Origin of the sequence: Pseudomonas sp. Irchel 3A7 (assembly GCF_900187565.1) — a bacterium.
Lineage (GTDB): Bacteria > Pseudomonadota > Gammaproteobacteria > Pseudomonadales > Pseudomonadaceae > Aquipseudomonas.
In genome coordinates, this window is the sequence record NZ_FYED01000014.1 from 20,312 (window position 1) to 43,655 (window position 23,344).

Sequence of the window (23,344 nt, forward strand, 5' to 3'; positions counted from 1 at the left end):
AGGCGAAGAAATTCAGGCGAGCGGCGGCGCGCGCGGATTGGCCGCGGGCCAGATGAAGCGGGCAGGGAGGTCGGCACTGGCGATCGGCGCCAATGGCGGGCTGTGTTGCTCGGGAAGGATCGCCAGGGTCAGGCTGGAATTGAACGCCGGTCCCATGCCCCCGGTGGAGCACAACGGGCAGCCGAAGGACTTGGACAGCGTCGGCAGCTGGTCCTGGGAGGAATTGGTCGAGACCGGTGCCTGGGTGGCCGGATCGACCGCACAGAATTGGCCGCCGATACCGTTGAGCTGCATCCCGACCATTTGCCCGTGACCGATGCTGCAGGCGAACACGTTGAGCAGAACGCAGCAGTAGAGCGTCCAGGCCAACAGTGAGCGATCGGTTCGGGAGAATTTCATGGGGCGGCACTTTACTCCACCGCCGACCGGTCGTGCACTTCAAAAAATGCCGACTAGGATGATTCTGTCCAAATCTCTTTCAAGGATCTTCAACCATGACCTTTGCGTTGGCTCAATGGCTGGTGACGATATTTGCAGCGATCAGTTTGGTACACGTGTATTGGGCGTTGGGGGGTGAGTGGGCGACGGTGGCCGCTGTGCCCCAGGTACCGGTGGAGGGCGGTGTGCAGTTGCATCCGGCTTTTGAGCCGCAAGGCTGGATCACCCTGCTGGTAGCCACCGCGTTGCTGGTGATTGCGCTGTTGGTGTGCTTGCGGGTCGGCTGGTGGCTGCCGCAGGTACAGCATCGGGCGTTGCAATGGGTGATCAGTGCGATTGCGATCCTGTTGTTCGCCCGGGCGATTGGCGATTCGGAGCTGGTGGGGTTTTTCAAGGAGGTCAAGGATTCCCGGTTTGCGCGGTGGGATACCTGGGTCTATTCGCCGCTGTGCGTGGTGTTGGGGGCCGGGTTGTTGGCGGTGGCTTGGGTTTGAGGCAGGCTGGTCTTCCTGTGCTGGCTGATCTATTGCAATCGCGGGCAAGCCCGCTCCCACAGGGGGCGGGGTCGGGCATAAAATGTATGTACGACATCCGTCACTGTGGGAGCGGGCTTGCCCGCGATGGGGCCAGTTCAATCAACACAAATTTTGAATTCAAACGCCACTTTCAGTCCGCCGGCTACTCACCTCAGCCGGCACATCATCCCCAGCCATGCGCTTGCGGAACAACGCCGCCCGCGCCAGCAGTAGCGTGGTCACCGGCACGGTAATCGCCAGCAAGATCGGAATCAACCAGGCGTGCAGCACCGGCCCGGACTTGAGTGCCGAAAAGTAGATGATCGAGGCCAGCGCCACGCACCACGCACCCAATGTCGAGGCCAGGGCAGGCGGGTGCATGCGTTGGAAATAGTCCTTCATCCGCACCAGGCCGATGGCGCCGATCAGCGCGAACAGGCTGCCGAGCACCAGCAGGATCGCCACCGGGATTTCCACCCACAACGACAGTTCAGACGTCATTCGATCACCTCGCCGCGCAGCAGGAATTTCGCCAGGGCAAACGAGCCGACGAAGCCGAACAGCGCGATCAGCAACGCCGCCTCGAAGTACGTGTCACTGGCATAGCGGATGCCCAGGGTCAGCATCATCAGCATGGCGATGATGTACAGGTAGTCCAGCGCCAGAACCCGGTCCTGGGCCGACGGCCCCTTGAACAGGCGCACCAGGGTCAGGATCATCGCCACGGAAAACAGGAACAGGCTCAGCATGATCGCATTCGACAACAGGGTGCTCATTCGAATATCTCCATCAACGGGCGCTCGTACGTCGCCTTGAAGTGCTCGATGAACGGCGCTTCGTCGTCCAGATCGAAGACGTGCAGCAACAGAATGCTGCGGTCCAGCGCCAGCTCCGACCAGACCGTACCCGGCACCACGGTGCAGATCATCGACAGCGTCGCCAGCCCGTTGGCGTCGCGCAGGTCCAGCGGCACCTTGATAAACCGCGAGCGCGGTGGACGGCGGCCGGCGTTGAGCACGCCCCAGGCCACGGCCAGGTTGGACACCACAACATCGCGACCCACCACCAGGAACAGGCGCAGGATCACCCCCGGGCGGCGAATGCGAACCGGCAGCGGGCGCAATTTGCGCATCATCAAGGGTGCGCAGAAACCCAGCACGGCGCCCAACAGCAAGTTGCCGGGGCTCATCGACAGGTTCAGCACCAACCACAATAACCACAGGGCCAGCGACAGCCACGGCGCGGGAAACAGACGCTTCATGGTTGTACCTCCAGCAGCGCAGCCCGGGCCTGCGGGTTTGGAACGACCCGGGTGCCGAGCACGGCCGCCACGTACTGTTGCGGGTTGTTCAAGGCATCGGCGGCGGCCTGGGTGTAGCGCAACAGCGGTTCTGCCTTGAAGGTCAGTGCAATGCTCAAGCCCAGCAGGGCGAAGATCGGCACGCATTCCAGGCGACGCAGCACCGGCGACGGCCGTTCTGTCGGTGTCCAGAAACGCTGGATGCCCAGCCGCGAAAAAGCCACCAGCGAGGCCAGGCCGGAGAGGATCAGCAACGCCAGCAAGCCCCACGCGGCATTGGAGATCGGCGCGTCACTGCCATTGCCCAGGCCCAGTGGATTGAGCAGGGCGCTGAGCAACCCGAGTTTGCCGATGAAGCCGGAAAGCGGCGGCATGCCGACGATCAACAGTGCGCAGGCAATGAAGCTCAAGCCGAGGAACGCCATGGTCCAGGGAATCACCTGGCCGACCACGGCTTTCTGATCATCGTCGAGGTTGACGCCCTTGGCCGGATGCAACGATTCCAACGGTCTTGGCAGCATCTCGTTTTCATCCTCCAGCGGGATTTCGTTGGCCGAGCGCGAACGCTCGATCAACTCGGCCAGCAGGAACAGCGCACTCAAGGCCAGGGTCGAGCTGACCATATAGAACAGCGCCGCGCCGATCAGGTTGGGCTGGGCGAAACCGATGGCCGACAGCAGAATCCCCGCCGACACCAGAATGCTCAGGCTGGCCATGCGTTCCAGGCGTTGCGCGGCGAGAATCGCCACGGCCGCGCAGACGATGGTTGCCATGCCGCCGTAGATCAGCCAGTCACCGCCGTAGTACGCCGACGCCCCGGCCTGGCCGGAAAACAGCAGGGTCCACAGGCGCAAAAAGGTATAGACGCCGACCTTGGTCATGATCGCGAACATGGCCGCCACCGGCGCGCTCGCCGAGGAATACGCCGGCACCAGCCAGAAGTTCAGCGGCCACATCCCGGCCTTGGCCAGGAACGCCACGGCCAGAATGCCCGCGCCGGCGTGCAGCAGCCCGCGATCGGCCTCCGATACCAAGGGGATCTTCTGTGCCAGGTCGGCCATGTTCAGGGTGCCGGTGACACCGTAGATCAACGCCGCACCGATCAGGAACAGGGTCGAAGCCAGCAGGTTGATCGAGATGTAATGCAGCCCCGACGACACCCGCGCCCGACCCGAACCGTGCAGCATCAATCCATAGGACGCGGCCAGCAGCACTTCGAAGAACACGAACAGGTTGAACAGGTCCGCGGTCAGGAAGGCGCCATACAGGCCCATCAACTGAATCTGGAACAACGCGTGGAAGCTCGAACCGGCACTGTCCCAGCGCGCCATGGCGAATAGCAGGGCACTGACGCCGATGATCCCGGTCAGCACCAGCATCAGCGCCGACAGACGATCGACCACCAGCACCAGGCCGAACGGCACTGGCCAGTTGCCCGGCAGGTACACGCCGATGGAACCGGGCACGCCGGTGGTTTGCGTCCATTGCAGCAGCAACAGCGAAATGCCCAGCCCCATCAGGCTGGAGAACAGGTTGATTTTGGCTTTGAGCGGACGGTGTTTTTCGCCGAGCATCAGCATGATGGCGGCGGTCAACAGCGGCAGCAGGATCGGTGCCGCGATCAAGTGCGTCATCGCATTCATTCTTTAGGCTCCCGGCCATCCACATGGTCGGTGCCGGTCAGGCCCCGGGAGGCCAGCAAGACCACCAGAAACAGCGCGGTCATGGCGAAGCTGATGACGATCGCGGTCAGCACCAGCGCCTGCGGCAGCGGGTCGGTGTAATGCAGCAGGTCCTGCGGCACGCCGTCCTTGATGATCGGCTCCTTGCCGATGAACAGGCTGCCCATGCTGAAGATGAACAGGTTGACGCCATAGGACAGCAGGCACAGACCCATGACCACCTGGAATGTCCGTGGCCGCAGGATCAGCCAGACGCCGGACGCGGCCAGTGCGCCGATGGCGATTGCGATGACTTCTTCCATCAGACGGCCTCCTTGATGGCGAGGGGTTTGGGTTGGGCGGCGGTCTTGTGACCCCGGACCGATTGGTGGGCGAGGGCGGTGAGGATCAGCAGCGTCGAACCGACCACCACCGAGTACACGCCGACGTCGAAGAACAGCGCGCTGGCCAGGTGGATGTCGCCCAGCAACGGCAAGTGGAAATGCCAGGTGTGGGTGGTCAGGAACGGATAGCCGACCACCATCGCACCGACGCCGGTGACCGTGGCGAACACCAGGCCGGTGCTCATCCAGCGCAATGGTCGCAGGCTTATCTGCGCCTCGACCCACTGGGTGCCGGCCACCATGTATTGCAGGATGAACGCCACCGACATCACCAGCCCCGCGACGAAACCGCCGCCGGGTTGGTTATGGCCGCGCATGAACAGGTAGAACGACACCACCAGGGCAATCGGCAACAGCAGGCGCACCAGCACCGCCGGGACCATCATGAAACCCAGCGCGGTATCGCTGGCGTGACGCGGGTTGACCAGGTCGGTGACCACGTCGGGCGCCAGCAAGCGCTGCTGGGCCGGCAACTGCATGCTTTCTTTCGGCGGGCGGAAACGGCGCAACAGGGCGAATACGGTAAGCGCCACCGCCGCCAGCACGGTGATTTCGCCGAGGGTGTCGAAGCCGCGGAAGTCCACCAGCATCACGTTGACCACGTTGCTGCCACCGCCTTCGGGCAGGGCACGGCTCAGGTAAAAGGAGGAAATGTCGTTCGGCGTCTGGCGCGTCAGCATCGCGTAGGACAGCAACGCCATGCCGCCGCCGACCACGGTCGACAGCAGCAAGTCGCGGATCCGCCGGATACGAGCCTTGCGCAGGCTGCTCGGCAATGGCGAGACCTCTTCGATCCGTCGCGGCAGCCAGCGCAATCCCAGCAGGATCAGGATCGTGGTCACCACTTCGACCACCAGTTGCGTCAGGGCCAGGTCCGGCGCCGAGAACCAGACGAAGGTCACGCAGGTCATCAGGCCGCAGACGCTGACCATGGTCAGGGCGGCGAGACGGTGGTACTTGGCCTGCCAGGCGGCACCCAGGGCGCAGGCAATCGCCAACAGCCACAGGATGACAAACACGATCGAGCCCGGAATTTTCGGCCGGTCGCCCCAGCTCAAATGGCTGTGCAGCATCGGGATCAGCCCGGCCAGCACGGCGGCGAGCACCATCAGGAACAGTTGGGTTTGCAGGCGCCGGGTGCTGATCCGCCGCTCCAGGCGTCGGGCCAGGTGCATCTTGATCACCAGGCTGCGCTCGAACAGACGCTTGCCGTTGAAGCGGCCAATCAGCGGCGGGTAGTGGAAGCGCCCGCGCTTGAGTTGTTTACGCAGCAGCAGGTACAGCACGATGCCGCCGGACATGGCGATCAGGCTCATGATCATCGGCGCGTTCAAACCGTGCCAGATTGCCAGGCTGTACTCCGGCAACGTGCCGCCCACCACCGGCAGCGCGGCAGCGGCGAGCAAGGGGCCGACCACTTGTGCCGGGAAAATCCCCACCACCAGGCACGCGAATACCAGCAATTCGACCGGGGCGCGCATCCAGCGCGGCGGCTCGTGCGGGGTGTGGGGCAGGTCGGTGGCAGTCGGGCCGAAAAACACATCCACAGTGAAGCGCAGGGAATAGGCGACGCTGAAGGTGCCGGCGATGGTTGCAACGATTGGCAAGGTCGCTTCGATCCAGGCCGTGGCGTTGATGAACACGGTTTCGGCGAAGAACATCTCTTTGGACAGAAAGCCGTTGAGCAACGGCACGCCAGCCATCGAGGCGCTGGCGACCATGGCCAGAGTGGCGGTGAACGGAATCAGCTTGAACAGGCCATTGAGCCGGCGAATGTCGCGGGTGCCGCTTTCGTGGTCGATGATTCCGGCGGCCATGAACAGCGAGGCCTTGAACGTGGCGTGATTGAGAATGTGGAACACCGCGGCCACCGCTGCCAGCGGACTGTTGAGGCCCAGCAGCAGGGTGATCAGGCCCAGGTGACTGATCGTCGAGTAGGCCAGCAGGCCCTTGAGGTCGTTCTGGAACATCGCGCAATAGGCGCCCAGCAACAGGGTGCAAGCCCCGGCGCCGCTGACGATGTAGAACCATTCTTCGCTGCCCGACAGCGACGGCCACAGCCGCGCCAGCAGGAATACCCCGGCTTTTACCATGGTCGCCGAGTGCAGATAGGCCGAGACAGGCGTCGGCGCGGCCATGGCGTGGGGCAGCCAGAAATGGAAGGGGAATTGTGCGCTTTTGCTCAGCGCGCCGATCAGGATCAGGGGCAGCAGGATGGGGTAGAGGGCGTGTGCGCGAATCAGGTCGCCGGCGGCCAGGACCTTGTCCAGGTCATAGCTGCCCACCACATGGCCAAGCAGCATGACCCCCGCCAGCAGGCACAACCCGCCGGCCCCGGTGACCATCAGCGCCATGTAGGCGCCGCGCCGGGCATCGGCGCGGTGGTGCCAGTAGCCGATCAACAGGAACGAGAAGAGGCTGGTCAGCTCCCAGAAAAACACGATCTGGATCAGGTTGCCGGAGATCACCAGCCCGAGCATGGCGCCCATGAACGCCAGGAAGAACGCGAAGAAGCGCGGCACTGGATCGTCCGGCGACATGTAGTAGCGGGCGTACAGCGACACCAGCGTGCCGATACCCAGCACCAGCATCGAGAACAGCCAGGCAAAGCCGTCCATGCGCAGGACGAAGTTCACGCCCAGGCTCGGCAGCCAGAAGAACTCTTCGCGGATCACGCCGCCATCGGCGATTTGCGGGTACAGGAGGGCGACCTGGACGGTGCCGACCAGGGCAACCAGGCCCGCCAGGAGGGATTCGGTATTACGCGCGTTGTGTGGCAGCACGGCTGCCAGACAGCTGCCTAAAAAAGGCAGAAGCAGTAGAACTATCAGGGACATAGGCTTCTAATCTGCGGAAGTTTGTGAAGCATCATACGTGCCAGCTCCCGGATCACCAAACGCCAAGCTGTCGCAGAATCCTACAAGGTAGATGGAAAAAGCCTGTTTAACATTGTTTCGGGAAGAGTGATTTTGCCTGTGCCGACACCATCGCGGGCAAGCCCGCTCCCACAGTTTTGTGGTTGTACACAAAACCCATATACACCTTCAGACCCTGTGGGAGCGGGCTTGCCCGCGATAGCAATTTTTCAAACACTGCAGATACCAAACCTTAACCTTCTACTTCGCGCTCCAGTTCTTCCTCCGTCGCGGCAACCTTACCCTTGGTCTTCAACTCACTGACAATCACCGCCGCCACGATCAATCCCGCCCCCACCAACGCAATCGCCGGCAACCGCTCCCCGGCAATGCGCCCGACAATCCCGGCCCACACCGGCTCGCCGGCATAGATCAGGGTCGCGCGGGTTGGCGAGACGCTTTTCTGCGCCCAGTTCATCGCCACCTGGATCGCCGCACTGGCCGCGCCCAACCCCAGCGCACTGCACAACAGCAACCAGGAGAAGTCAGGAATGTGCTCCTGGGTCGGCACCACCATCAGGAACGACAGCAGCGACGTGACCGCCAGTTGCACCACCGTCACCCGTTTCACATCGACCTGACCGGCAAAGTTGCTGATCAGGATGATCTCTGCGGCAATGGCGATGGCGCTGATCAGTGTGGCGATTTCACCGGGGCTGAAATTCAACGCCGCGCCGGAAGGCCCCGACAGCAGCATCAAACCGGTAAACGCCAGCATGATCCCGATGCTGGGCATCAAGCCCGGACGACGCCCCAGCACCAGCCATTGCAGCAACGGCACAAAAGGCACGTACAACGCGGTGATGAACGCTGACTGGCTGCTGGGAATGCTTTGCAGGCCGACGGTCTGCAAGCCGTAGCCGAGCATGATCGCCACGCCGATAAAGGCCCCGGCCTTGAGTTCGAACAAGGTCAGTTCCCGCAGGCTGCGCCAGGAAAACAGGGCGACGATGCTCGCGGCAGCGGCAAAGCGCAGGCCGACGAAAAACATCGGGCCGCTGACGGTCATCGCATGCTGGACCAGCAGAAAGGTCCCGCCCCAGACCATGGTGATCAACACCAGCACGCACTCAGCCTTGCTGAGCCGCAGGAAACGGGAGGAAGCCTGGGGGGAGTTCACCGACGTCATGATCTTGCACACTATTTGAGGGGGACGCACAATGCGCCCGAAGTTGGGCAGTATACTGCGCAACACCACCAAGTGAGCAATATAGTGCACAAAGATTCCACGCAACGGGCTTCGGTCCTTCAGCACGTCAGCCAGAACGTTCGCCGTTTGCGCCATGCCGCCGATATGAGCCAGACCGCCCTGGCGGAGAAGTCCGGGGTCAGCCGCCGCATGCTGGTGGCCATCGAGGCCGGCGAAAAGAACGTCAGCCTGACCACCCTCGACCGCGTGGCCGAGGCGCTGGACGTAGCCTTCAGCGACCTGATCCAGGCCCCGGAAGTGCGCGACCACAGCCGCATCAACGAACTGGCCTGGGCCGGCACGATCCCCGGCAGCAAGGCGGTATTGCTGGCCAAGGCCAACGCGACCCGGGAAGTCGAACTCTGGGAATGGCGCCTCGAACCCGGCGAGCACTACCCTTCGGAGCCTGATGCCGATGGCTGGAGCGAACAGTTTTATGTCTTCGAAGGCTGCCTGACCCTGATGGTCGGCGACGTGCCCCACCGCATCAGCGCCGGCGAGTTCTTCATGTTCGCCAGCAACCAGCCGCATTCCTATCGCAACGATGGGCCGGTGGCGGTGCGCTTTGTGCGCAACGTGGTGATCTGAAGTGTTGGTCGATCAACACTGGATAAACACTTTGCTGTTCTAGACCTGTAAGGCTTTCTTGGATGATTCGCTAACTATCTGATAAATAACGAATTAAATTTCAGGCACGACTCCTGCAAAAGCTCTGGTGCATTCACCCAGAACCCGGAGTCGGCCCATGACAACCCCAGCCCAATCCACCCGCACTGCCCATGTGATCCGCTCGGATGCGGAAGCGATTGCCGTCGCCCACAAGCTGGCGGCGCGTTTCGCCGTCGACGCCAGCTTGCGAGATCGCGAGCGCCGATTGCCGGTCGACGAGCTTGACGAGTTCTCCGCCAGCGGCCTCTGGGGTATCACCATTCCGAAGGCTTACGGCGGCGCCGGAGTGTCGTATGTGACCGTCGCCGAAGTGATCAAGATCATTTCCGCCGCCGACTCGTCCCTCGGCCAGATCCCGCAAAACCACCTGGGTGTGCTCGACATCCTCCTGCAGACCGCCACCGAGGAGCAGAAGCAGTACTACTTCGGCAAAGTCTTGCAGGGATACCGTTTTGGTAATGCCTTCTCCGAATCGAAAAGCAAAAACGCCGGGGCTTTCGAAACCCGCATCCGCTTCAACGACGGCACCGCGCAAATCGACGGCGAGAAGTTCTACTGCACCGGTGCCTTGTTTGCGCACATCGTGCCGGCGGTGGCGGTCAATGAACACAACCAGGCGTTCATTGCCTTCATCGAGCGCGACAACCCCGGTTTGACCGTGATCGACAGCTGGGACGGTTTCGGCCAACGCACCACCGCCAGCGGCGGCGTGACCCTGAACGCGGTCCGGGTTCCGCTCAGTGCGGTAATCCCGGCGCACAAGGCCTTTGATGAGCCGACCGCCGACGGCCCGATCTCGCAAATCATCCAGGCCGCCGTAGACACCGGCATTGCCGTCGGTGCCCTGGAAGAAACCAAGCGCTACGCCCGTGAAGCGCGGCCATGGATCGACAGTCAGCAGGATCACGGGTGGCAGGACCCGTTCAGCATAGCTGCCATCGGCGATCTGGAATGGCGGGTCCACGGCACCGAAGCAATCCTGAAAAAGGCCGGCCAGGCCATCGACGCTGCGTTGCAAGAGGCCAATGAAGACACCGTGGCCCATGCCTCGGTGGTGGTGGCCCAGGCCAAGGTCTTGTCTGCCGAGATCGCTTTGCTCGCCAGCAGCAAGCTGTTCGAACTGGCCGGCACCCGCTCGGTGTCGGGCAAGTACAACCTCGACCGCCACTGGCGCAACGCCCGGACTCACACCCTGCACGACCCCGCGCGCTGGAAATTCCATCTGATCGGTAACTACCTGCTCAACGGCGTGAAGCCCGCGCGCCACGCCTGGAACTGAGGAGCTCCCCATGAACGCCTTGACCCAACCCATAGCCGCCGGACAGCCCCTGGCGAAAAGTCAGCACGACTTGCACAACGCCCGCAGTTTGCTCGATGCGACCCTGCGGTTCGTTCGCCAGCACACTCAGGCCACGGATGACCCTTACGTGATCAGCCGTTTCGGCGACTTGCAGATCCGCGTCGAGGTGGCCGCCGCGCTGCTGGAGCGCGCCGAAGCATTTCTGGCCGGTCAGCAGGACGATATTGAAACCAGCATCGCCATCGCCGAATCCCATCTGGCCAGCTTTGATGCCCTGAGCACCGTCAGTGACGCCGAATTCGAACTCACCGGCCAGCGCACCGCGTTGCCCGGTTCGCTGGACGATCCGCTGCGCTGGAAACTTCACTTGATCGGCAACTTCCGCCTCAACGGCATTCATCCGCCCATTTTTCCTGCCTCTGTAAAGGGAGCCATTTGATGGCCCGTGAAATTCGTCTCAACGCTTTTGACATGAACTGCGTCGGCCACCAGTCGCCGGGGCTGTGGGCGCATCCACGGGATCGCTCGTGGCAATACAAGGATCTGGAGTATTGGACTGATCTGGCGAAGATCCTTGAACGGGGCAAGTTCGACGGTTTGTTCATCGCCGATGTGCTGGGTATCTACGACGTCTACAACGGCAATGGCGATGCGGCGATTCGTCAGGCGGCGCAGGTGCCGGTCAACGATCCGCTGCAATTGATCCCGCCGATGGCGCTGGTCACCGAGCATTTGGGATTTGGCCTGACCGCGTCGCTGTCGTTCGAGCATCCGTACCCGTTCGCCCGGCGCCTGTCGACCCTTGACCACCTGACCAAGGGCCGTGCCGGCTGGAACATCGTCACTTCCTACCTCGAGAGCGGCGCGAAGAACCTCGGGCAGAAAACCCAGACCGAACACGATGCCCGTTACGACTTCGCCGAGGAGTACCTGGAGGTTTGCTACAAGCTGTGGGAAGGCAGCTGGGAAGAGGGTGCAATCCTGCGCGACCGTGAACGTCGGGTGTTCAGCGACCCGAGCAAAATCCATGAGATCCGGCACCTCGGCAAGCACTTCCAGGTGCCGGGCATTCACCTGTGCGAACCCTCGCCGCAACGCACCCCGGTGCTCTACCAGGCCGGTGCGTCGAGCCGAGGCAAGCAGTTCGCCGCCGAACATGCCGAGTGCGTATTCGTCGCTGCGCCGTCGAAAGTGCTGTTGAAGAAGACCGTCGCGGACATCCGTCGCCGCGCGGCAGAGGCCGGGCGCGATCCGTCGAAGATCCTGATCTTCAACCTGCAAACGGTGATCCTCGGCGAGACCGATGCCAAGGCGAAAGCCAAGTTCGAGGAATACAAGACCTGGGTCAGCTACGAAGGCGCCATGGCGTTGATCTCGGGCTGGACAGGGATCGATTTCAGCCAGTTTAAGCCGGATGAGCCGCTCAAGCATGTGCACACCAACGCCATTCAGTCGGCGGTCGAGGCGTTCTCCACAGCGGATCCGAACAAGGTCTGGACGCCTAACGAACTGGCGGACTGGGTGGGCATCGGCGGTTTCGGCCCGTTGTTTGTCGGCAGCCCGGAAACCGTCGCGGATCTGTTGCAGGAATGGGTTGAGGAGACCGATGTGGACGGCTTCAACCTGGCCTACGCACTGACCCACGAAACCTTCATCGATGCCGTGGAACTGCTGGTGCCGGAGTTGCAGAAGCGCGGGGTGTACAAGACCGAATATGCACCGGGGACCTTGCGCGAGAAGTTGTTCGGGGAAGGGGCGAGATTGCCCCAGATACATCCGGGCAGTGGCTATCGCGATCTGGCGGGGTTGCGGCAGCAGGAGAAGAAAGCGGTGTCTGCCTGAATCCAGCACATGCCCCCGTGGGAGCGAGCCTGCTCGCGAAGGCGGTGTAGCGGTCAATGAAGATGTTGAAAGTGATGGCCTCTTCGCGAGCAGGCTCGCTCCCACAGGGGCGCGCAGTCGTTCACAAGTTTGGCGTCTATCGCCATTCATTGTGGGAGCGAGCCTGCTCGCGAAAGCGGTGTGTCAGTCAGTGAAGATGTTGAATGTGATGGCCTCTTCGCGAGCGGGCTCGCTCCCACAGGGGGGCGCAGTCGTTTACAAGTTTTGCGTTTATCGCCATTCATTGTGGGAGCGAGCCTGCTCGCGAAAGCGGTTTAGCGGTCAATGAAGATGTTGAAAGTGATGGCCTCTTCGCGATCAGGCTCGCTCCCACAGGGGCGCGCAGTCATTCACAGGTTTGGCGTCTATCGCCATTGATTGTGGGAGCGAGCCTGCTCGCGAAAGCGGTGTGTCAGTCAGTGAAGATGTTGAATGTGATGGCCTCTTCGCGAGCGGGCTCGCTCCCACAGGGGGGCGCAGTCGTTTACAAGTTTTGCGTTTATCGCCATTGATTGTGGGAGCGAGCCTGCTCGCGAAGGCGGTGTAGCGGTCAATGAAGATGTTGAATGTGATGGCCTCTTCGCGAGCGGGCTCGCTCCCACAGGGGGGCGCAGTCATTCACAGGTTTTGCGTTTATCGCCATTCATTGTGGGAGCGAGCCTGCTCGCGAAAGCGGTGTGTCAGTCAGTGAAGATGTTGAAAGTGATGGCCTCTTCGCGATCAGGCTCGCTCCCACAGGGGCGCGCAGTCGTTCACAAGTTTGGCGTTTATCGCCATTCATTGTGGGAGCGAGCCTGCTCGCGAAAGCGGTGTGTCAGTCAGTGAAGATGTTGAATGTGATGGCCTCTTCGCGAGCGGGCTCGCTCCCACAGGGGCGCGCAGTCGTTCACAAGTTTGGCGTCTATCGCCATTGATTGTGGGAGCGAGCCTGCTCGCGAAGGTGGTGTAGCGGTCAATGAAGATGTTGAAAGTGATGGCCTCTTCGCGAGCAGGCTCGCTCCCACAATGCATAGATCACAGCCCAGCGGACCACCGCACGCTTTTGCCCATGAACAGGAGGTCAATCCATGAGCGTGCACGAACTCAAGCGTCCGCCGGTGGCGGATATCAGGGTATGGCAGGTCAGCGCGCCCAGGGCGCTGGAGCAGTTGCGTCATTGGGCGCAGGTCAGTCCGTTGCAACCGGCCTTGCGCCACAAGCGCCACGGGCAATGGTTTGTCTGGCGCTGGATCGATGCCTTGCGTGATGTCGAGCGCCTGGCCGATGGTTTGCGTCAGCAGGGTTTCGGCGAGGATTCGCGCCTGGCCGTCAGCGGTCCCTTTGAGCCCAACCTGTTGCTGCTGGCCCTGGCGGCACAACAGGTGGGCGGTGAGTTGTTGGCCGTCGCAGACGATCTCGACGCGCCAGCGTTGCACCACGTCCTGTGGCACAGCCAGCCCACCCATGCCTTTGTCCAGGGGCGGCAAACACAGCAACTCTGGCTCAACCACGGTCAGTCACTGCTCGATTTCGCCGGGCTGCTTGGGTCTGCCGAACCCCCGCAACGCCTGCGCCTCGGCCTCTCTGGCGGGCAGTTGTGGAGCGAGGAGGGTACGCAGTGGCAGGACGGCCTGACAGTGTTGCTGGAGCACTGGCTGAGCAGCGGGCAAACCCTGGCCTTCCCGGAAAGCCCCGGCAGCGCCAGTCGTGATCGCCGTGAAGTGGCGCCGTCAGGCCTGCTGCTCTCCGCCGAGCGCCTGCAACGGCTGGCGACGGAAATCGACAGCCGTCTCGCCACGCCGGGCACCTGGCGTCGACGCCTGTGCGACTGGGCCATCGCCCATCCGGAAAAAGGCCTGCAGCGGCTGATCAAAAACCGCGTTCGTCGATTGCTGGGCTTTCACAACCTGCGGTTCATCTGGCAGGCCACGCGCGCGGCACCGGCGCAAACCACACCTGTCTGGCTCGCCGAATTCAAACGGGACATCGCATGACATCCACCGATTCCATCCTGCAAGTCAGCGGCATTTCCCTGTCCTTCAAAGGCGTCAAGGCGATCAACGAACTGTCCTTCGATGTCCGTCGTGGCGAGATCTGCGCGCTGATCGGCCCCAACGGCGCGGGCAAGAGTTCGTTGCTCAATGTACTCAATGGCGTGTATCGCTTCGGCGCTGGTTCGATTGTCTTCGAGCAACAGCCCTTCAAGCGCATCGACCCGCTGACCGCCGCGCGCCGGGGCATTGGCCGCACGTTTCAGAACAACGCGCTGTTCAAGAAAATGAGCGTAATCGACAACCTTCTCACCGGCCTGTCCCGCCACTCGCGCAGTCACTTCATCGAACAGGCCCTCAACCTGCCACGGGCACGGCGTGAAGCCGAACGCTTTCGCCACCAGGCCCAGGGCATCCTCGAATTCCTCGACCTGCAAGCCCAGCGCGAGGTGCCGGTGGGCAACCTGTCCTATGGCCTGCAAAAGCGTGTGGAGCTGGGGCGCGCCCTGATTGCCGGCCCCAGCCTGTTGCTGCTCGACGAGCCCATGGCCGGGATGAACGCCGAAGAGAAACAGGACATGGCGCGTTTCATCGCCGACATCAACCGCGACCTCGGCACGACGGTGGTGTTGATCGAGCACGACATGGGCGTGGTCATGGAGCTGTCCGATCACGTTGTCGTGCTGGATTACGGACGCAAGGTCGGCGACGGCACGCCCGCCCAAGTGCAGGCCAATCCCGAGGTGATCGCGGCGTATCTGGGAGTGGTGCACTGATGACGTTCTTCTTTGAAACCCTGCTCGGCGGGTTGCTCGCCGGCACCATGTACTCGCTGGTCGCCATCGGCTTCGTGCTGATCTACAAGGCCAGCGGTGTGTTCAATTTCGCCCAGGGCGCGATGCTGCTGTTTGCCGCGCTGACCTTCGTCAGCCTGCACGATCAGGGCGTGCCCTTTGTCCTGGCGCTGTTGCTGACGGTGCTGGTGATGATCATCGGCGCACTGCTGATCGAACGCCTGGTGCTGCGGCCCCTGGTCAATCGCTCGCAGATCACCCTGTTCATGGCGACCCTCGGGTTGTCGTTCATCATCGAAGGCCTCGCTCAGGGCCTGATGGGGTCGCAGGTGCGGGCGCTGGACCTGGGGATCGACGACGTGCCGCTGTTCATCGGCGGCATGATGGTCAGCCAGTTCGACCTGATCGCCGCCGCGACCGCCCTTGTGCTGGTGACGGTGCTGGCGCTGCTGTTCAACAAGACCCGCATCGGTATCTCGCTGCGGGCGGTGGCGGATGACACCACCGCTGCGCTGTCGATCGGCATCAACCTCAACCGGATCTGGCAGATCGTGTGGGCGGTGGCCGGGGTGGTCGGGCTGGTCGCCGGACTGCTGTGGGGTGCGCGGCAAGGGGTGCAGTTTTCCCTGTCGCTGGTGGTGCTCAAGGCCTTGCCGGTGTTGATCATCGGCGGCTTCACCTCGATTGGCGGGGCCATTGTCGGCGGGCTGATCGTCGGTGCGGCGGAGAACCTCGCCGAGGTCTACATCGGCCCGTTGATCGGCGGCGGCATCACGCCGTGGTTCGCCTACGTCCTGGCCCTGGCCTTCCTTTACCTGCGTCCCGCCGGCCTGTTCGGCGAGCGCGCCATCGAGCGAGTCTGAACCCATGTCGATTTCCCTGACCCGTGAAACCGCGCCGGCGGTGTTGCTTCAGCGTCGCATCCCCTACGGTCTGGTTGGTCTGTTGCTGATCGCCTTTGTGGTGGTGCCGCTGACCGGTAATGACTATTGGCTCAACGCCATTCTGATTCCATTCCTGGTGCTGTCCCTGGCCGGACTTGGCCTGAACCTGCTCACCGGCTACACCGGCCAGACCTCGGTCGGCGCGGCCGGGTTCATGGCGGTCGGGGCGTTTGCCACCTACGGTTTTCTCTTGCGTCTGCCTGAGTCGGGATTGCCGGTGGCGTTGTTCGGCGGTGGTCTGATCAGCGCCGTGGTCGGCTTCGTGTTCGGCCTGCCCAGTTCGCGGATCAAGGGTTTTTACCTGATGGTCACCACCCTGGCGGCGCAGTTTTTCCTCGAGTGGCTGTTCGTCAAATTCCCCTGGTTCTACAACTACGGTTCCTCCGGGACCATTACCGCGCCGAACCTGGCCTTGTTCGGCCATGACCTCAACACGCCGGTGGGACGCTATCTGCTGACGCTGACGACGGTGTTGCTGTTGACCTGGGTCGCGGTGAACCTGGTGAAAAGCCAGATCGGCCGCAACTGGATGGCGATCCGCGACATGGACACCGCAGCCGCCGTGATCGGCATTCCTGTGGCGCGCTACAAGCACCTGGCGTTTGCCGTCAGTTCGTTCTACCTGGGCATTGCCGGTGCCCTGTGGGCCTTCGCCTATCTGGGCACCGCCAGTGCCAGCAGCTTCGATATCAATCGGTCGTTCCAGATCCTGTTCATCATCATTATCGGTGGCATGGGCAGCATCGCCGGCAACTTCGTCGGCGCGGCCTTCATCAGCCTGCTGCCGATCCTGCTCAGCCATGCCGGGCAAGCCTTGCTCGGCGGCGCGGTGGATGCCGGCCAGCTGCAAAACCTGCAAAAAATCATCTTCGGCGTGCTGATCATCCTGTTCCTGATCAAGGAGCCGGAAGGCTTGATCCGCCTGCTGGGCAACCTTCGTGAGCGGCTGAGGCACTGGCCGCTGCGTTTCTGAATCCATCGACTGATTAGAGAGACAACATGCGTGCATCCTTGAAACGTTCACTGGTCGGCGCTGCGTTGGCGCTGGCGGTTTTCGGCAGTGCAGTGCCACAGGTGTCAGCTTCGCCGGACCAGCAGTTCTTCCCGTTGGCCACTTACCGGGTCGGCGCCTACGCCTCCAGCGGTGTGCAGGTGTGGGCCGGGATGATCGATTACCTGAACTACATCAACGAGGTGGAAGGCGGGATCAACGGCGTGAAACTGGTCTGGCAGGAATGCGAGACCGAGTGGACGGCGGAGAAGGGCATCGAGTGCTACGAGCGCTTCAAGAAGGGCCTGGATGGCGCGCCGGTAGCGGTCTATCAACCCAACGGTGCACCGGCGGCCTATGCCTTGAGCGAACGGGCGGAGGTGGACAAGATCCCGTTGATTACCCTCGGCTACGGCCGCACCGAAGCCACCGACGGCACGGTATTCCCGTACAACTTCCCGGTGATGCTGACCTTCTATAGCGAGGCGTCGAGCCTGATCAACTACATCGCCCAGCGCGAAGGCGGGTTCGACAAACTCAAGGGCAAGAAAATCGCCACGGTCTACCACGACTCGGCCTACGGTCGCGAAACCCTCGGCCCGCTGAAGCTGCTGGCGGAGAAATACGGTTTCGAGAACATCCAGATCCCGGTGGCCGATCCAGGCAACGAACAGTCGGCGCAATGGCGACAGATCCGTCAGCTCAACCCGGAGTGGGTGTTCCTGCGAACCTGGGGTGTGTCGACGCCGGTGGCGGTCAAGACTGCGGCGCGTTTCGGTTTCCCGGTGGATCACATTGTCGGCGACATCTGGGCCAGTTCCAGCGAGGACGTATTGCCCGCGGGCGCCGCTGCCAAGGGCTATCTGGCACTGACCCCGTACCCGGCCGGCACTGACTTCGAGATCCACAAACGCCTCAAGCAATACATCCTCGACAAGGGCAAGAGCGACCTCAAGGACCTGAAGAATTTCGGCAGCGTCTATTACAACTCCGGACTGGTAAACGCCGCTGTGGCGGTGGAAGCGATCCGCACCGCCCAGGGCAAGTTCGGCAAGCGTCCGCTCAATGGTGAGGAAGGGCGCTGGGGGCTGGAACACTTGAACATCGACGATGCGCGGCTCAAGGACATGGGCTACTTCGGTTTGATGCAGAACCTCAAGTTGTCCTGCAAAGACCACGAGGGCGGCGGTTCGGCGCGGGTTCAGCAGTGGGACGGCGCCAACTGGACGCTGATCAGCGACTGGATCGCCGCCGACCGTGCGCTGCTGCGGCCGTTGATCGATGAAAAATCCGCGGCCTTCGCCAAGGAAAAAGGCCTGACGCCACGCACCTGCACCGGGGATGAATAAGCCATGAGCCAAGCCGCTAGTGACATCGCCGCCAATGACCTGTTGCATGTCAACGACATCGAGGTGATCTACGACGGGGCGATCCTGGCCGTGGCCGGGGTGTCGCTAACGGTGCCCAAGGGCGGCATCGTCGCCTTGCTCGGGGCCAATGGCGCAGGCAAAAGCACCACCCTCAAGGCCATCTCCGGACTGGTGCGCGCCGAGCGGGCCGAGGTCAGTCGCGGCAGCATCGAGTTTCTCGGCCGCGATACCGCAGGGGTCGATCCGAGCGTGCGGGTACGCCAAGGAATGGTGCATGTGCTGGAAGGACGACACGTCTTCGCGCAATTGACGGTGGAGGACAACCTGCGCAGTGGCGGGTTTGTCCGGGGCCTGAGCCGGCAGGACATGGCCCGGGACCTGGAACGGATTTACGCCTGGTTCCCGCGGCTGAAAACCAAGCGCAAGACCCAGGCCGGGCTGACCTCCGGCGGCGAACAGCAGATGGTCGCCATCGGCCGGGCGCTGATGACACGTCCTACTTTGGTACTGCTCGATGAACCTTCCATGGGTTTGGCGCCTATTATCGTCCAGGAGATTTTCGAGATCATCGCCCAGCTCAATCGCGAGGCGCAGGTGAGCTTCCTGATTGCCGAGCAAAACATTAATGTGGCGCTCAAGTACGCATCCCGCGCCTTTGTCCTCGACACCGGGCGGGTGGTGTTGTCGGGCAGCAGCGAGGCATTGCTGGCCCGGGGCGATCTGCATGACTTCTATCTAGGATCAGTGAGAACGGCATGAGTGAAATCCAGAACGGACAGGCGACCGACGCCATCCGTCACGCAGACATCCTGATCGTTGGCGGTGGCCTCAGTGGCACGATGCTGGCGGCGCAATTGTTGCGTCTGCCCGGCAAGCGCTCGGTGCTGGTGATCGAGCCCCGCGCCGAACTCGGCCGTGGCGAGGCCTACAGCGCCGTGGAGTTGGGCCATACGCTCAACGGCAATGCGGCACGCATGAGCGTCGACCCGGACAACGCCGACGACCTGACGCAGTGGCTGACCGACTACATCGTCGCCGGCGGCTGGCCGGAATCGGATGAGCAACATGTGCCGGTCAGTGAGCTGTTTCCGCCTCGGGGGATTTTCGGCCTGTACGTGCAGCAGCGTCTGACAGAAGCGCAAGCGGTGGGGGCGCGCAACGGTTCGACGGTCGAACATGTGCGGGCCGAGGTGGTGGACCTGCAAACCGACGCGCAGGCGGTGCGGTTGACCTTGAGCGATGGTCAACGCTTGCAGGGCGCGTTTGCCGTGCTCGCCACCGGCATGTTTCCCGCCGCGCGCACGCCGCAAACCGAGTCCAGCGGCTTGAATGCGGCGGCGCTCGATCCGTGGGATGTGACGGCGATGCAGCAGCTGGATCCGCAGTCGACGGTATTGATCATCGGCTCGGGGCTGACCATGGTCGATGCCGTGGTGTCGCTGGAACAGGCCGGACATCGCGGGCCGATCGAGGTGTTTTCCCGGCACGGCTTACTGCCCCATGTGCGACGGCAACCACCGGCGTGGATGGACTTTCTCGCGGAGGATCACGGCATTCGCTCGCCGCGACAGCTGGTGCGCGAACTGCGCCGGCATTGCCGCGACGCCATCGCCCAGGGCATCGACTGGCAGGCGCCGCTGGACACGGTGCGGGCACATATCGGCCGCTTGTGGAACCAGGCCACCGACGTGCAGCGCCGGCAATTCGTGCGGCATGTGCGACCCTGGTGGGAGAGTCATCACCATCGCTCGCCACCCTTGAGCGCCGAATTGGTGGCGCGCCTGCACGGGGAAGGGCGGTTGCGGATTCACGCAGCGTCATTCAAAGGGCTTGAGCCTGCTTCTGGCGGTGAAGTGAGCATTCGCATCCGGCGTCGGGGTGAAGCTGAAACCGTTGTGGTCAGTGGCGCGGCGCTGATCAACTCCAGCGGCATTGAATACGACTGGCGTCGGGTTGCGCGGCCGCTGCCACAGCAGTTGCTGGCGCGCGGTTTGATCAAGCCGGGGCCGTTGGCGTTGGGGATTGCGGCAGAGGTGGATGGCGCGGTGCTGGATGAAGAGGGGCGGGCGGCGAGTCGGCTGTTTGCCATGGGGCCGCCGTTGCGTGGGGTTTGGTGGGAGAGTACGGCTGTTACTGATGTGGCGAGTCAGGCCAAGGCGTTGGCGGCGCGATTGGTTGGGTTGTCCTTTTGATTTGAATTGAGTACATATCCATTTCTTAGGTGATGGCGGCTTGCGGTTTCGTCCTGCACGGACCTGTGGGAGCGAGCCTGCTCGCGAAGGGGCCGTGTCAGCCGCTATCAATGGCAACTGCGAGACCGCCTTCGCGAGCAGACTCGCTCCCACAGGGGATTGGGTATATCCGCAAAAAATAAGGTCGGCTGTCAGCCCCGTGATCCTTCTGCTCCCTCAGGTATAAGCCAACAACCGCCCACACAGAATCACACTGACCCATATCACAATCGAAAACAGCGCCTGCAATTTGGCCACCCCGGGCGCCGGTGCGCCGGTGTCCCACGCCGGGACGGAACGGTACACGCCAACATGGAACAGCAAGGCATTGAGGCCCGCCGTGGCGATCAGGCACAGCTTGAGGATGAAAATGTCATTGGAGGCGAAATCGTGGGGGTGGGCGGTGAACATCATCAGCCCGGCCGGTACGATCAACAGCAGCGCCATGATGGCCCAGGTCAGCAGATGGCGGGCCAGGGCGGTGACCTGAATGCTGCGCGACAGCCCCAGCACCCGCAGGTCGAACATCACCACCGCACCGACCAGTATCGTAAAGCCAACGATGTGCATCACCTCAACCAGCGGGTATAGCCACAGATCGCCGCGCATGGCTTCGCCCAGCGGTGAGTCGTTCAGCCAGTCCATCCAGTTCTGCGAGGCTTGCATCAGCGTAACTCGGTGGTTTTGCCGCCGATCGTGATGCGTTCCGCGCGCATCTCATCAGGTTTGTTGCGGTTGGCGTAACCGACCACGGTCGCTTGGGTGCCGACCGCCAGCATCTCCTTGGACAGACCACGGTTTTCCATACGCGACGGGGGCGCGAGTACCACGTTCCAGGTTTTGTCCGCCGTTTTCAGGTTCACGAAACCGTGGGGATGGGAGTATCCGGACGCTTCGATGGTGCCGGTCAGATTCAATGGATTGCTGGAGTCGTACTCACTCCAGCCGTGATGGGCGAATGCCGCTGTGGCAACCAGCAGCAATGTCGCGCCAAAGCCCTTGAGCATGACGTTCATGACACGTTCTCCTGTTTAAGTCGTAGAGGGATGCCCGACAGCGTGTTCGTCGATGTTTTTCAGGATAGTCGGCGCATTTCGTGGCCTGACACACCCGGACCAAAGGAATGTTTCCATCTGTGACGCAGGCCTCGCGGGGGCCGGCGGGCCTTCGTTTGAAAGAACGTCAATAAACGCAACCATGTCCTACGCTTATGCGCAGGCCAATGTTCCTTGAACAGGACTGACCCCCTGATCGACGGGCTGACGGCACCTATAAAAACAATCCAGGGAGATACACCATGTCCGCATTGTTGCGCCGCTTCAGTCGTTACCTGGCAGTCGGCATGACCGCTGTCGCACTCACCACCCCCGCGCTTGCGCTGGACACCGTCAAGTTCATGGCTCCCGGTTCCGTGGGTGGCGGTTATGACCAGACCGCACGGGTGCTGGGCAAGGCCCTGATCGAAGCCAACGCGGCCAAATCCACCACCTTTGAAAACAAGGGGGGTGCAGGTGGAACCCTGGGCCTGGCGCAGTTCGCCAACAGCACCAAGGGCGATCCCAATGCGCTGCTGGTGGTCGGCGCGATCATGGTCGCGGGCATCGAACAGAACAAACCGCAAATCACTCTGAAGGACGTGACGCCGATTGCCCGGCTATTCACTGAATACAACGTGATTGCCGTGCGCAAGGATTCGCCCTACAAGACCCTCGACGACCTGATCAAAGACTTCAAGGCAAAACCAACCAGTGTCACCTGGGGCGGTGGTTCCAAGGGGTCGATCGACCACATCGGCATTGCCGAGCTGGCTGGCAAGCTGGATGTTCCGGTCAACAAGGTCAATTACATCGCCACCGGCGGCGGGGGTGAAATTGTGGCCCAGACCCTGGGCGGGCAGATCAAGGTGCTCACCGGGGGCTACGCCGAACTGGGTCAATACATCAAGAACGGGCAGATCCGCGTCCTTGCCATCGGTGCGCCCGAGCGTGTTCCCGGGATCGATGCCCCAACCCTCAAGGAAAGCGGCTACGACGTGATCATCGGCAACTGGCGCGGGGTCTATGGCGCCGCCAACCTCACACCCGAGCAGCGCAAGGAAGTGACTGATGCGGTCCTGGCCGCCAGCAAAAGCAAAGTCTGGCAAGAGAATATTCAGACCAACGCATGGACGGCAAACGTTGTGACCGGTGATGAGTTCGGCAAATTCGTCGATGAAGAGCACGTGCGGTTGCGCGCGATGCTGGTCCGGGTCGGACTGCTTAAAGAATGACCGGGCCGCGCGCAATCGTGCCGACGCAATTGGCGATCGGCCTTGGCCTGATCGCCCTCAGCGCCGTGCTGGCGGTGGGGGCTTACCGCTTTCCGCCCGAGATGGGTTTCGTGATTCTGCCGGCCTACGTCTATCCCTACCTCGTCGCCGGGTTTCTCGCCGTGGTGGGGCTGTTGCTGAGTTATCAGGCACTCACCGGCGGTTTTCGCGAGCTGGACAGCCGTAACGGCGTGATTCCCGGCGGTAAAACCGGCGCGGCCTGGGTGACGGGCGGGTTACTGGGCGTGGCGTTGTTGATCAACCTGATCGGCTTTGTGCTGGCCGCGGCCTTGCTGTTTGCCTGTTCGGCGCGGGGCTTTGGCAGTCGTCATCCGCTGCGGGACCTGGCCATCGGCATTGCCCTGACCCTGCCGATCTACTGGTTGTTCAACGCCGGGCTGGGGGTTTCCCTGCCGCCGCTGGTCAATGCCTGGATTTGATCCAGCGCCAAGGAGATCGATTGC

The 23,344-nt window shown here is 62.3% G+C and carries 24 protein-coding genes; 14 read left to right on the forward strand and 10 right to left on the reverse strand.

Annotated elements, in window-relative coordinates:
• Positions 1–12: 12 nt before the first annotated feature.
• On the reverse strand, positions 13–399 hold the full coding sequence (locus CKW21_RS22095) for a DUF2946 domain-containing protein (RefSeq protein ID WP_095196024.1): 387 nt from the start codon (positions 397–399) through the stop codon (positions 13–15).
• A 95-nt stretch (positions 400–494) separates the two neighbouring features.
• Between CKW21_RS22095 and CKW21_RS22100 the strand changes: the two genes are divergently transcribed.
• Complete coding sequence (locus CKW21_RS22100; RefSeq protein ID WP_095196025.1) at positions 495–932, forward strand: DUF3995 domain-containing protein; 438 nt, start codon at positions 495–497, stop codon at positions 930–932.
• Positions 933–1,091: 159 nt separating this feature from the next.
• On the opposite strand, the gene CKW21_RS22105 is transcribed toward CKW21_RS22100, so the two are convergent.
• The 7 genes from CKW21_RS22105 to CKW21_RS22135 all read right to left on the reverse strand — a co-directional run bounded on the left by CKW21_RS22105 (position 1,092) and on the right by CKW21_RS22135 (position 8,452).
• A complete protein-coding gene (locus CKW21_RS22105; protein ID WP_095196026.1) occupies positions 1,092–1,454 on the reverse strand; it encodes a Na+/H+ antiporter subunit G in 363 nt (120 codons plus the stop codon).
• Positions 1,451–1,729, reverse strand: a complete 279-nt coding sequence (locus CKW21_RS22110) for a K+/H+ antiporter subunit F (protein WP_095196027.1) — start codon at positions 1,727–1,729, stop codon at positions 1,451–1,453. Before CKW21_RS22110 ends, CKW21_RS22105 begins: the two co-directional genes overlap by 4 nt.
• Complete coding sequence (locus tag CKW21_RS22115; RefSeq protein ID WP_095196028.1) at positions 1,726–2,214, reverse strand: Na+/H+ antiporter subunit E; 489 nt, start codon at positions 2,212–2,214, stop codon at positions 1,726–1,728. Before CKW21_RS22115 ends, CKW21_RS22110 begins: the two co-directional genes overlap by 4 nt.
• A complete protein-coding gene (locus CKW21_RS22120; RefSeq protein WP_095196029.1) occupies positions 2,211–3,896 on the reverse strand; it encodes a monovalent cation/H+ antiporter subunit D in 1,686 nt (561 codons plus the stop codon). Before CKW21_RS22120 ends, CKW21_RS22115 begins: the two co-directional genes overlap by 4 nt.
• The gene (locus tag CKW21_RS22125; RefSeq protein ID WP_095196030.1) at positions 3,893–4,237 is read right to left on the reverse strand and encodes a Na+/H+ antiporter subunit C; all 345 of its coding nucleotides are present in this window, start codon (positions 4,235–4,237) and stop codon (positions 3,893–3,895) included. Before CKW21_RS22125 ends, CKW21_RS22120 begins: the two co-directional genes overlap by 4 nt.
• The gene (locus tag CKW21_RS22130; RefSeq protein ID WP_095196031.1) at positions 4,237–7,155 is read right to left on the reverse strand and encodes a monovalent cation/H+ antiporter subunit A; all 2,919 of its coding nucleotides are present in this window, start codon (positions 7,153–7,155) and stop codon (positions 4,237–4,239) included. The genes CKW21_RS22125 and CKW21_RS22130 overlap by 1 nt, the downstream gene beginning before the upstream one ends.
• Positions 7,156–7,426: 271 nt before the next feature.
• Positions 7,427–8,452 carry a DMT family transporter gene (locus CKW21_RS22135; protein WP_095196032.1) on the reverse strand — a complete coding sequence of 342 codons (1,026 nt, stop codon included), beginning with the start codon at positions 8,450–8,452 and terminating at the stop codon, positions 7,427–7,429.
• Here CKW21_RS22135 and CKW21_RS22140 point away from each other — a divergent pair.
• From CKW21_RS22140 to CKW21_RS22195, 11 genes are all read left to right on the forward strand, one after another.
• Positions 8,447–9,010: a helix-turn-helix domain-containing protein gene (locus CKW21_RS22140; RefSeq protein ID WP_095196033.1), complete on the forward strand. Its 564-nt coding sequence runs from the start codon at positions 8,447–8,449 to the stop codon at positions 9,008–9,010. The genes CKW21_RS22135 and CKW21_RS22140 overlap by 6 nt on opposite strands.
• Positions 9,011–9,167: 157 nt before the next feature.
• Positions 9,168–10,370 carry an SfnB family sulfur acquisition oxidoreductase gene (locus CKW21_RS22145; protein ID WP_095196034.1) on the forward strand — a complete coding sequence of 401 codons (1,203 nt, stop codon included), beginning with the start codon at positions 9,168–9,170 and terminating at the stop codon, positions 10,368–10,370.
• 10 nt (positions 10,371–10,380) lie between these two features.
• Positions 10,381–10,830 carry an acyl-CoA dehydrogenase gene (locus CKW21_RS22150; protein WP_095196035.1) on the forward strand — a complete coding sequence of 150 codons (450 nt, stop codon included), beginning with the start codon at positions 10,381–10,383 and terminating at the stop codon, positions 10,828–10,830.
• Positions 10,830–12,233: an LLM class flavin-dependent oxidoreductase gene (locus tag CKW21_RS22155; RefSeq protein ID WP_095196036.1), complete on the forward strand. Its 1,404-nt coding sequence runs from the start codon at positions 10,830–10,832 to the stop codon at positions 12,231–12,233. The genes CKW21_RS22150 and CKW21_RS22155 overlap by 1 nt, the downstream gene beginning before the upstream one ends.
• Positions 12,234–13,339: 1,106 nt before the next feature.
• Positions 13,340–14,245 (forward strand): AMP-binding protein, encoded by a 906-nt coding sequence (locus CKW21_RS22165; RefSeq protein ID WP_095196038.1) that lies wholly within the window; start codon positions 13,340–13,342, stop codon positions 14,243–14,245.
• Complete coding sequence (locus CKW21_RS22170; protein ID WP_095196039.1) at positions 14,242–15,018, forward strand: ABC transporter ATP-binding protein; 777 nt, start codon at positions 14,242–14,244, stop codon at positions 15,016–15,018. Before CKW21_RS22165 ends, CKW21_RS22170 begins: the two co-directional genes overlap by 4 nt.
• On the forward strand, positions 15,018–15,899 hold the full coding sequence (locus CKW21_RS22175) for a branched-chain amino acid ABC transporter permease (RefSeq protein ID WP_095196040.1): 882 nt from the start codon (positions 15,018–15,020) through the stop codon (positions 15,897–15,899). Before CKW21_RS22170 ends, CKW21_RS22175 begins: the two co-directional genes overlap by 1 nt.
• Before the next feature lie 4 nt (positions 15,900–15,903).
• A complete protein-coding gene (locus CKW21_RS22180; protein ID WP_095196041.1) occupies positions 15,904–16,953 on the forward strand; it encodes a branched-chain amino acid ABC transporter permease in 1,050 nt (349 codons plus the stop codon).
• A 26-nt stretch (positions 16,954–16,979) separates the two neighbouring features.
• Positions 16,980–18,320, forward strand: coding sequence for an ABC transporter substrate-binding protein (locus tag CKW21_RS22185; protein ID WP_095196042.1), 1,341 nt, complete (start codon positions 16,980–16,982; stop codon positions 18,318–18,320).
• 3 nt (positions 18,321–18,323) lie between these two features.
• Complete coding sequence (locus CKW21_RS22190) at positions 18,324–19,100, forward strand: ABC transporter ATP-binding protein (RefSeq protein WP_095196043.1); 777 nt, start codon at positions 18,324–18,326, stop codon at positions 19,098–19,100.
• The gene (locus tag CKW21_RS22195; RefSeq protein ID WP_095196044.1) at positions 19,097–20,533 is read left to right on the forward strand and encodes an FAD/NAD(P)-binding protein; all 1,437 of its coding nucleotides are present in this window, start codon (positions 19,097–19,099) and stop codon (positions 20,531–20,533) included. Before CKW21_RS22190 ends, CKW21_RS22195 begins: the two co-directional genes overlap by 4 nt.
• A 216-nt stretch (positions 20,534–20,749) precedes the next feature.
• Here the strand turns inward: CKW21_RS22195 and CKW21_RS22200 are convergent, their stop codons facing one another.
• Positions 20,750–21,238, reverse strand: a complete 489-nt coding sequence (locus tag CKW21_RS22200) for a DUF6644 family protein (protein WP_095196045.1) — start codon at positions 21,236–21,238, stop codon at positions 20,750–20,752.
• A complete protein-coding gene (locus tag CKW21_RS22205; protein ID WP_095196046.1) occupies positions 21,238–21,588 on the reverse strand; it encodes a DUF6152 family protein in 351 nt (116 codons plus the stop codon). Before CKW21_RS22205 ends, CKW21_RS22200 begins: the two co-directional genes overlap by 1 nt.
• A gap of 281 nt (positions 21,589–21,869) precedes the next feature.
• Between CKW21_RS22205 and CKW21_RS22210 the strand changes: the two genes are divergently transcribed.
• Complete coding sequence (locus CKW21_RS22210) at positions 21,870–22,841, forward strand: tripartite tricarboxylate transporter substrate binding protein (protein ID WP_095196047.1); 972 nt, start codon at positions 21,870–21,872, stop codon at positions 22,839–22,841.
• Entirely contained in the window at positions 22,838–23,320 is a 483-nt protein-coding gene (locus CKW21_RS22215) for a tripartite tricarboxylate transporter TctB family protein (protein WP_095196048.1), read from the forward strand. The genes CKW21_RS22210 and CKW21_RS22215 overlap by 4 nt, the downstream gene beginning before the upstream one ends.
• Positions 23,321–23,344: the final 24 nt, after the last annotated feature.

What these genes read in the sequence shown, in the direction of transcription:
- CKW21_RS22200 (WP_095196045.1), bottom strand. Translation starts at nt 21,238, where the DNA reads ATGCAAGCCTCGCAGAACTGGATGGACTGGCTGAACGACTCACCGCTG.
- CKW21_RS22130 (WP_095196031.1), bottom strand. Translation starts at nt 7,155, where the DNA reads ATGTCCCTGATAGTTCTACTGCTTCTGCCTTTTTTAGGCAGCTGTCTG.
- CKW21_RS22095 (WP_095196024.1), bottom strand. Translation starts at nt 399, where the DNA reads ATGAAATTCTCCCGAACCGATCGCTCACTGTTGGCCTGGACGCTCTAC.
- CKW21_RS22155 (WP_095196036.1), top strand. Translation starts at nt 10,830, where the DNA reads ATGGCCCGTGAAATTCGTCTCAACGCTTTTGACATGAACTGCGTCGGC.
- CKW21_RS22205 (WP_095196046.1), bottom strand. Translation starts at nt 21,588, where the DNA reads ATGAACGTCATGCTCAAGGGCTTTGGCGCGACATTGCTGCTGGTTGCC.
- CKW21_RS22185 (WP_095196042.1), top strand. Translation starts at nt 16,980, where the DNA reads ATGCGTGCATCCTTGAAACGTTCACTGGTCGGCGCTGCGTTGGCGCTG.
- CKW21_RS22215 (WP_095196048.1), top strand. Translation starts at nt 22,838, where the DNA reads ATGACCGGGCCGCGCGCAATCGTGCCGACGCAATTGGCGATCGGCCTT.
- CKW21_RS22100 (WP_095196025.1), top strand. Translation starts at nt 495, where the DNA reads ATGACCTTTGCGTTGGCTCAATGGCTGGTGACGATATTTGCAGCGATC.
- CKW21_RS22175 (WP_095196040.1), top strand. Translation starts at nt 15,018, where the DNA reads ATGACGTTCTTCTTTGAAACCCTGCTCGGCGGGTTGCTCGCCGGCACC.
- CKW21_RS22115 (WP_095196028.1), bottom strand. Translation starts at nt 2,214, where the DNA reads ATGAAGCGTCTGTTTCCCGCGCCGTGGCTGTCGCTGGCCCTGTGGTTA.
- CKW21_RS22105 (WP_095196026.1), bottom strand. Translation starts at nt 1,454, where the DNA reads ATGACGTCTGAACTGTCGTTGTGGGTGGAAATCCCGGTGGCGATCCTG.
- CKW21_RS22170 (WP_095196039.1), top strand. Translation starts at nt 14,242, where the DNA reads ATGACATCCACCGATTCCATCCTGCAAGTCAGCGGCATTTCCCTGTCC.
- CKW21_RS22180 (WP_095196041.1), top strand. Translation starts at nt 15,904, where the DNA reads ATGTCGATTTCCCTGACCCGTGAAACCGCGCCGGCGGTGTTGCTTCAG.
- CKW21_RS22125 (WP_095196030.1), bottom strand. Translation starts at nt 4,237, where the DNA reads ATGGAAGAAGTCATCGCAATCGCCATCGGCGCACTGGCCGCGTCCGGC.
- CKW21_RS22210 (WP_095196047.1), top strand. Translation starts at nt 21,870, where the DNA reads ATGTCCGCATTGTTGCGCCGCTTCAGTCGTTACCTGGCAGTCGGCATG.
- CKW21_RS22190 (WP_095196043.1), top strand. Translation starts at nt 18,324, where the DNA reads ATGAGCCAAGCCGCTAGTGACATCGCCGCCAATGACCTGTTGCATGTC.
- CKW21_RS22195 (WP_095196044.1), top strand. Translation starts at nt 19,097, where the DNA reads ATGAGTGAAATCCAGAACGGACAGGCGACCGACGCCATCCGTCACGCA.
- CKW21_RS22165 (WP_095196038.1), top strand. Translation starts at nt 13,340, where the DNA reads ATGAGCGTGCACGAACTCAAGCGTCCGCCGGTGGCGGATATCAGGGTA.
- CKW21_RS22145 (WP_095196034.1), top strand. Translation starts at nt 9,168, where the DNA reads ATGACAACCCCAGCCCAATCCACCCGCACTGCCCATGTGATCCGCTCG.
- CKW21_RS22120 (WP_095196029.1), bottom strand. Translation starts at nt 3,896, where the DNA reads ATGAATGCGATGACGCACTTGATCGCGGCACCGATCCTGCTGCCGCTG.
- CKW21_RS22150 (WP_095196035.1), top strand. Translation starts at nt 10,381, where the DNA reads ATGAACGCCTTGACCCAACCCATAGCCGCCGGACAGCCCCTGGCGAAA.
- CKW21_RS22110 (WP_095196027.1), bottom strand. Translation starts at nt 1,729, where the DNA reads ATGAGCACCCTGTTGTCGAATGCGATCATGCTGAGCCTGTTCCTGTTT.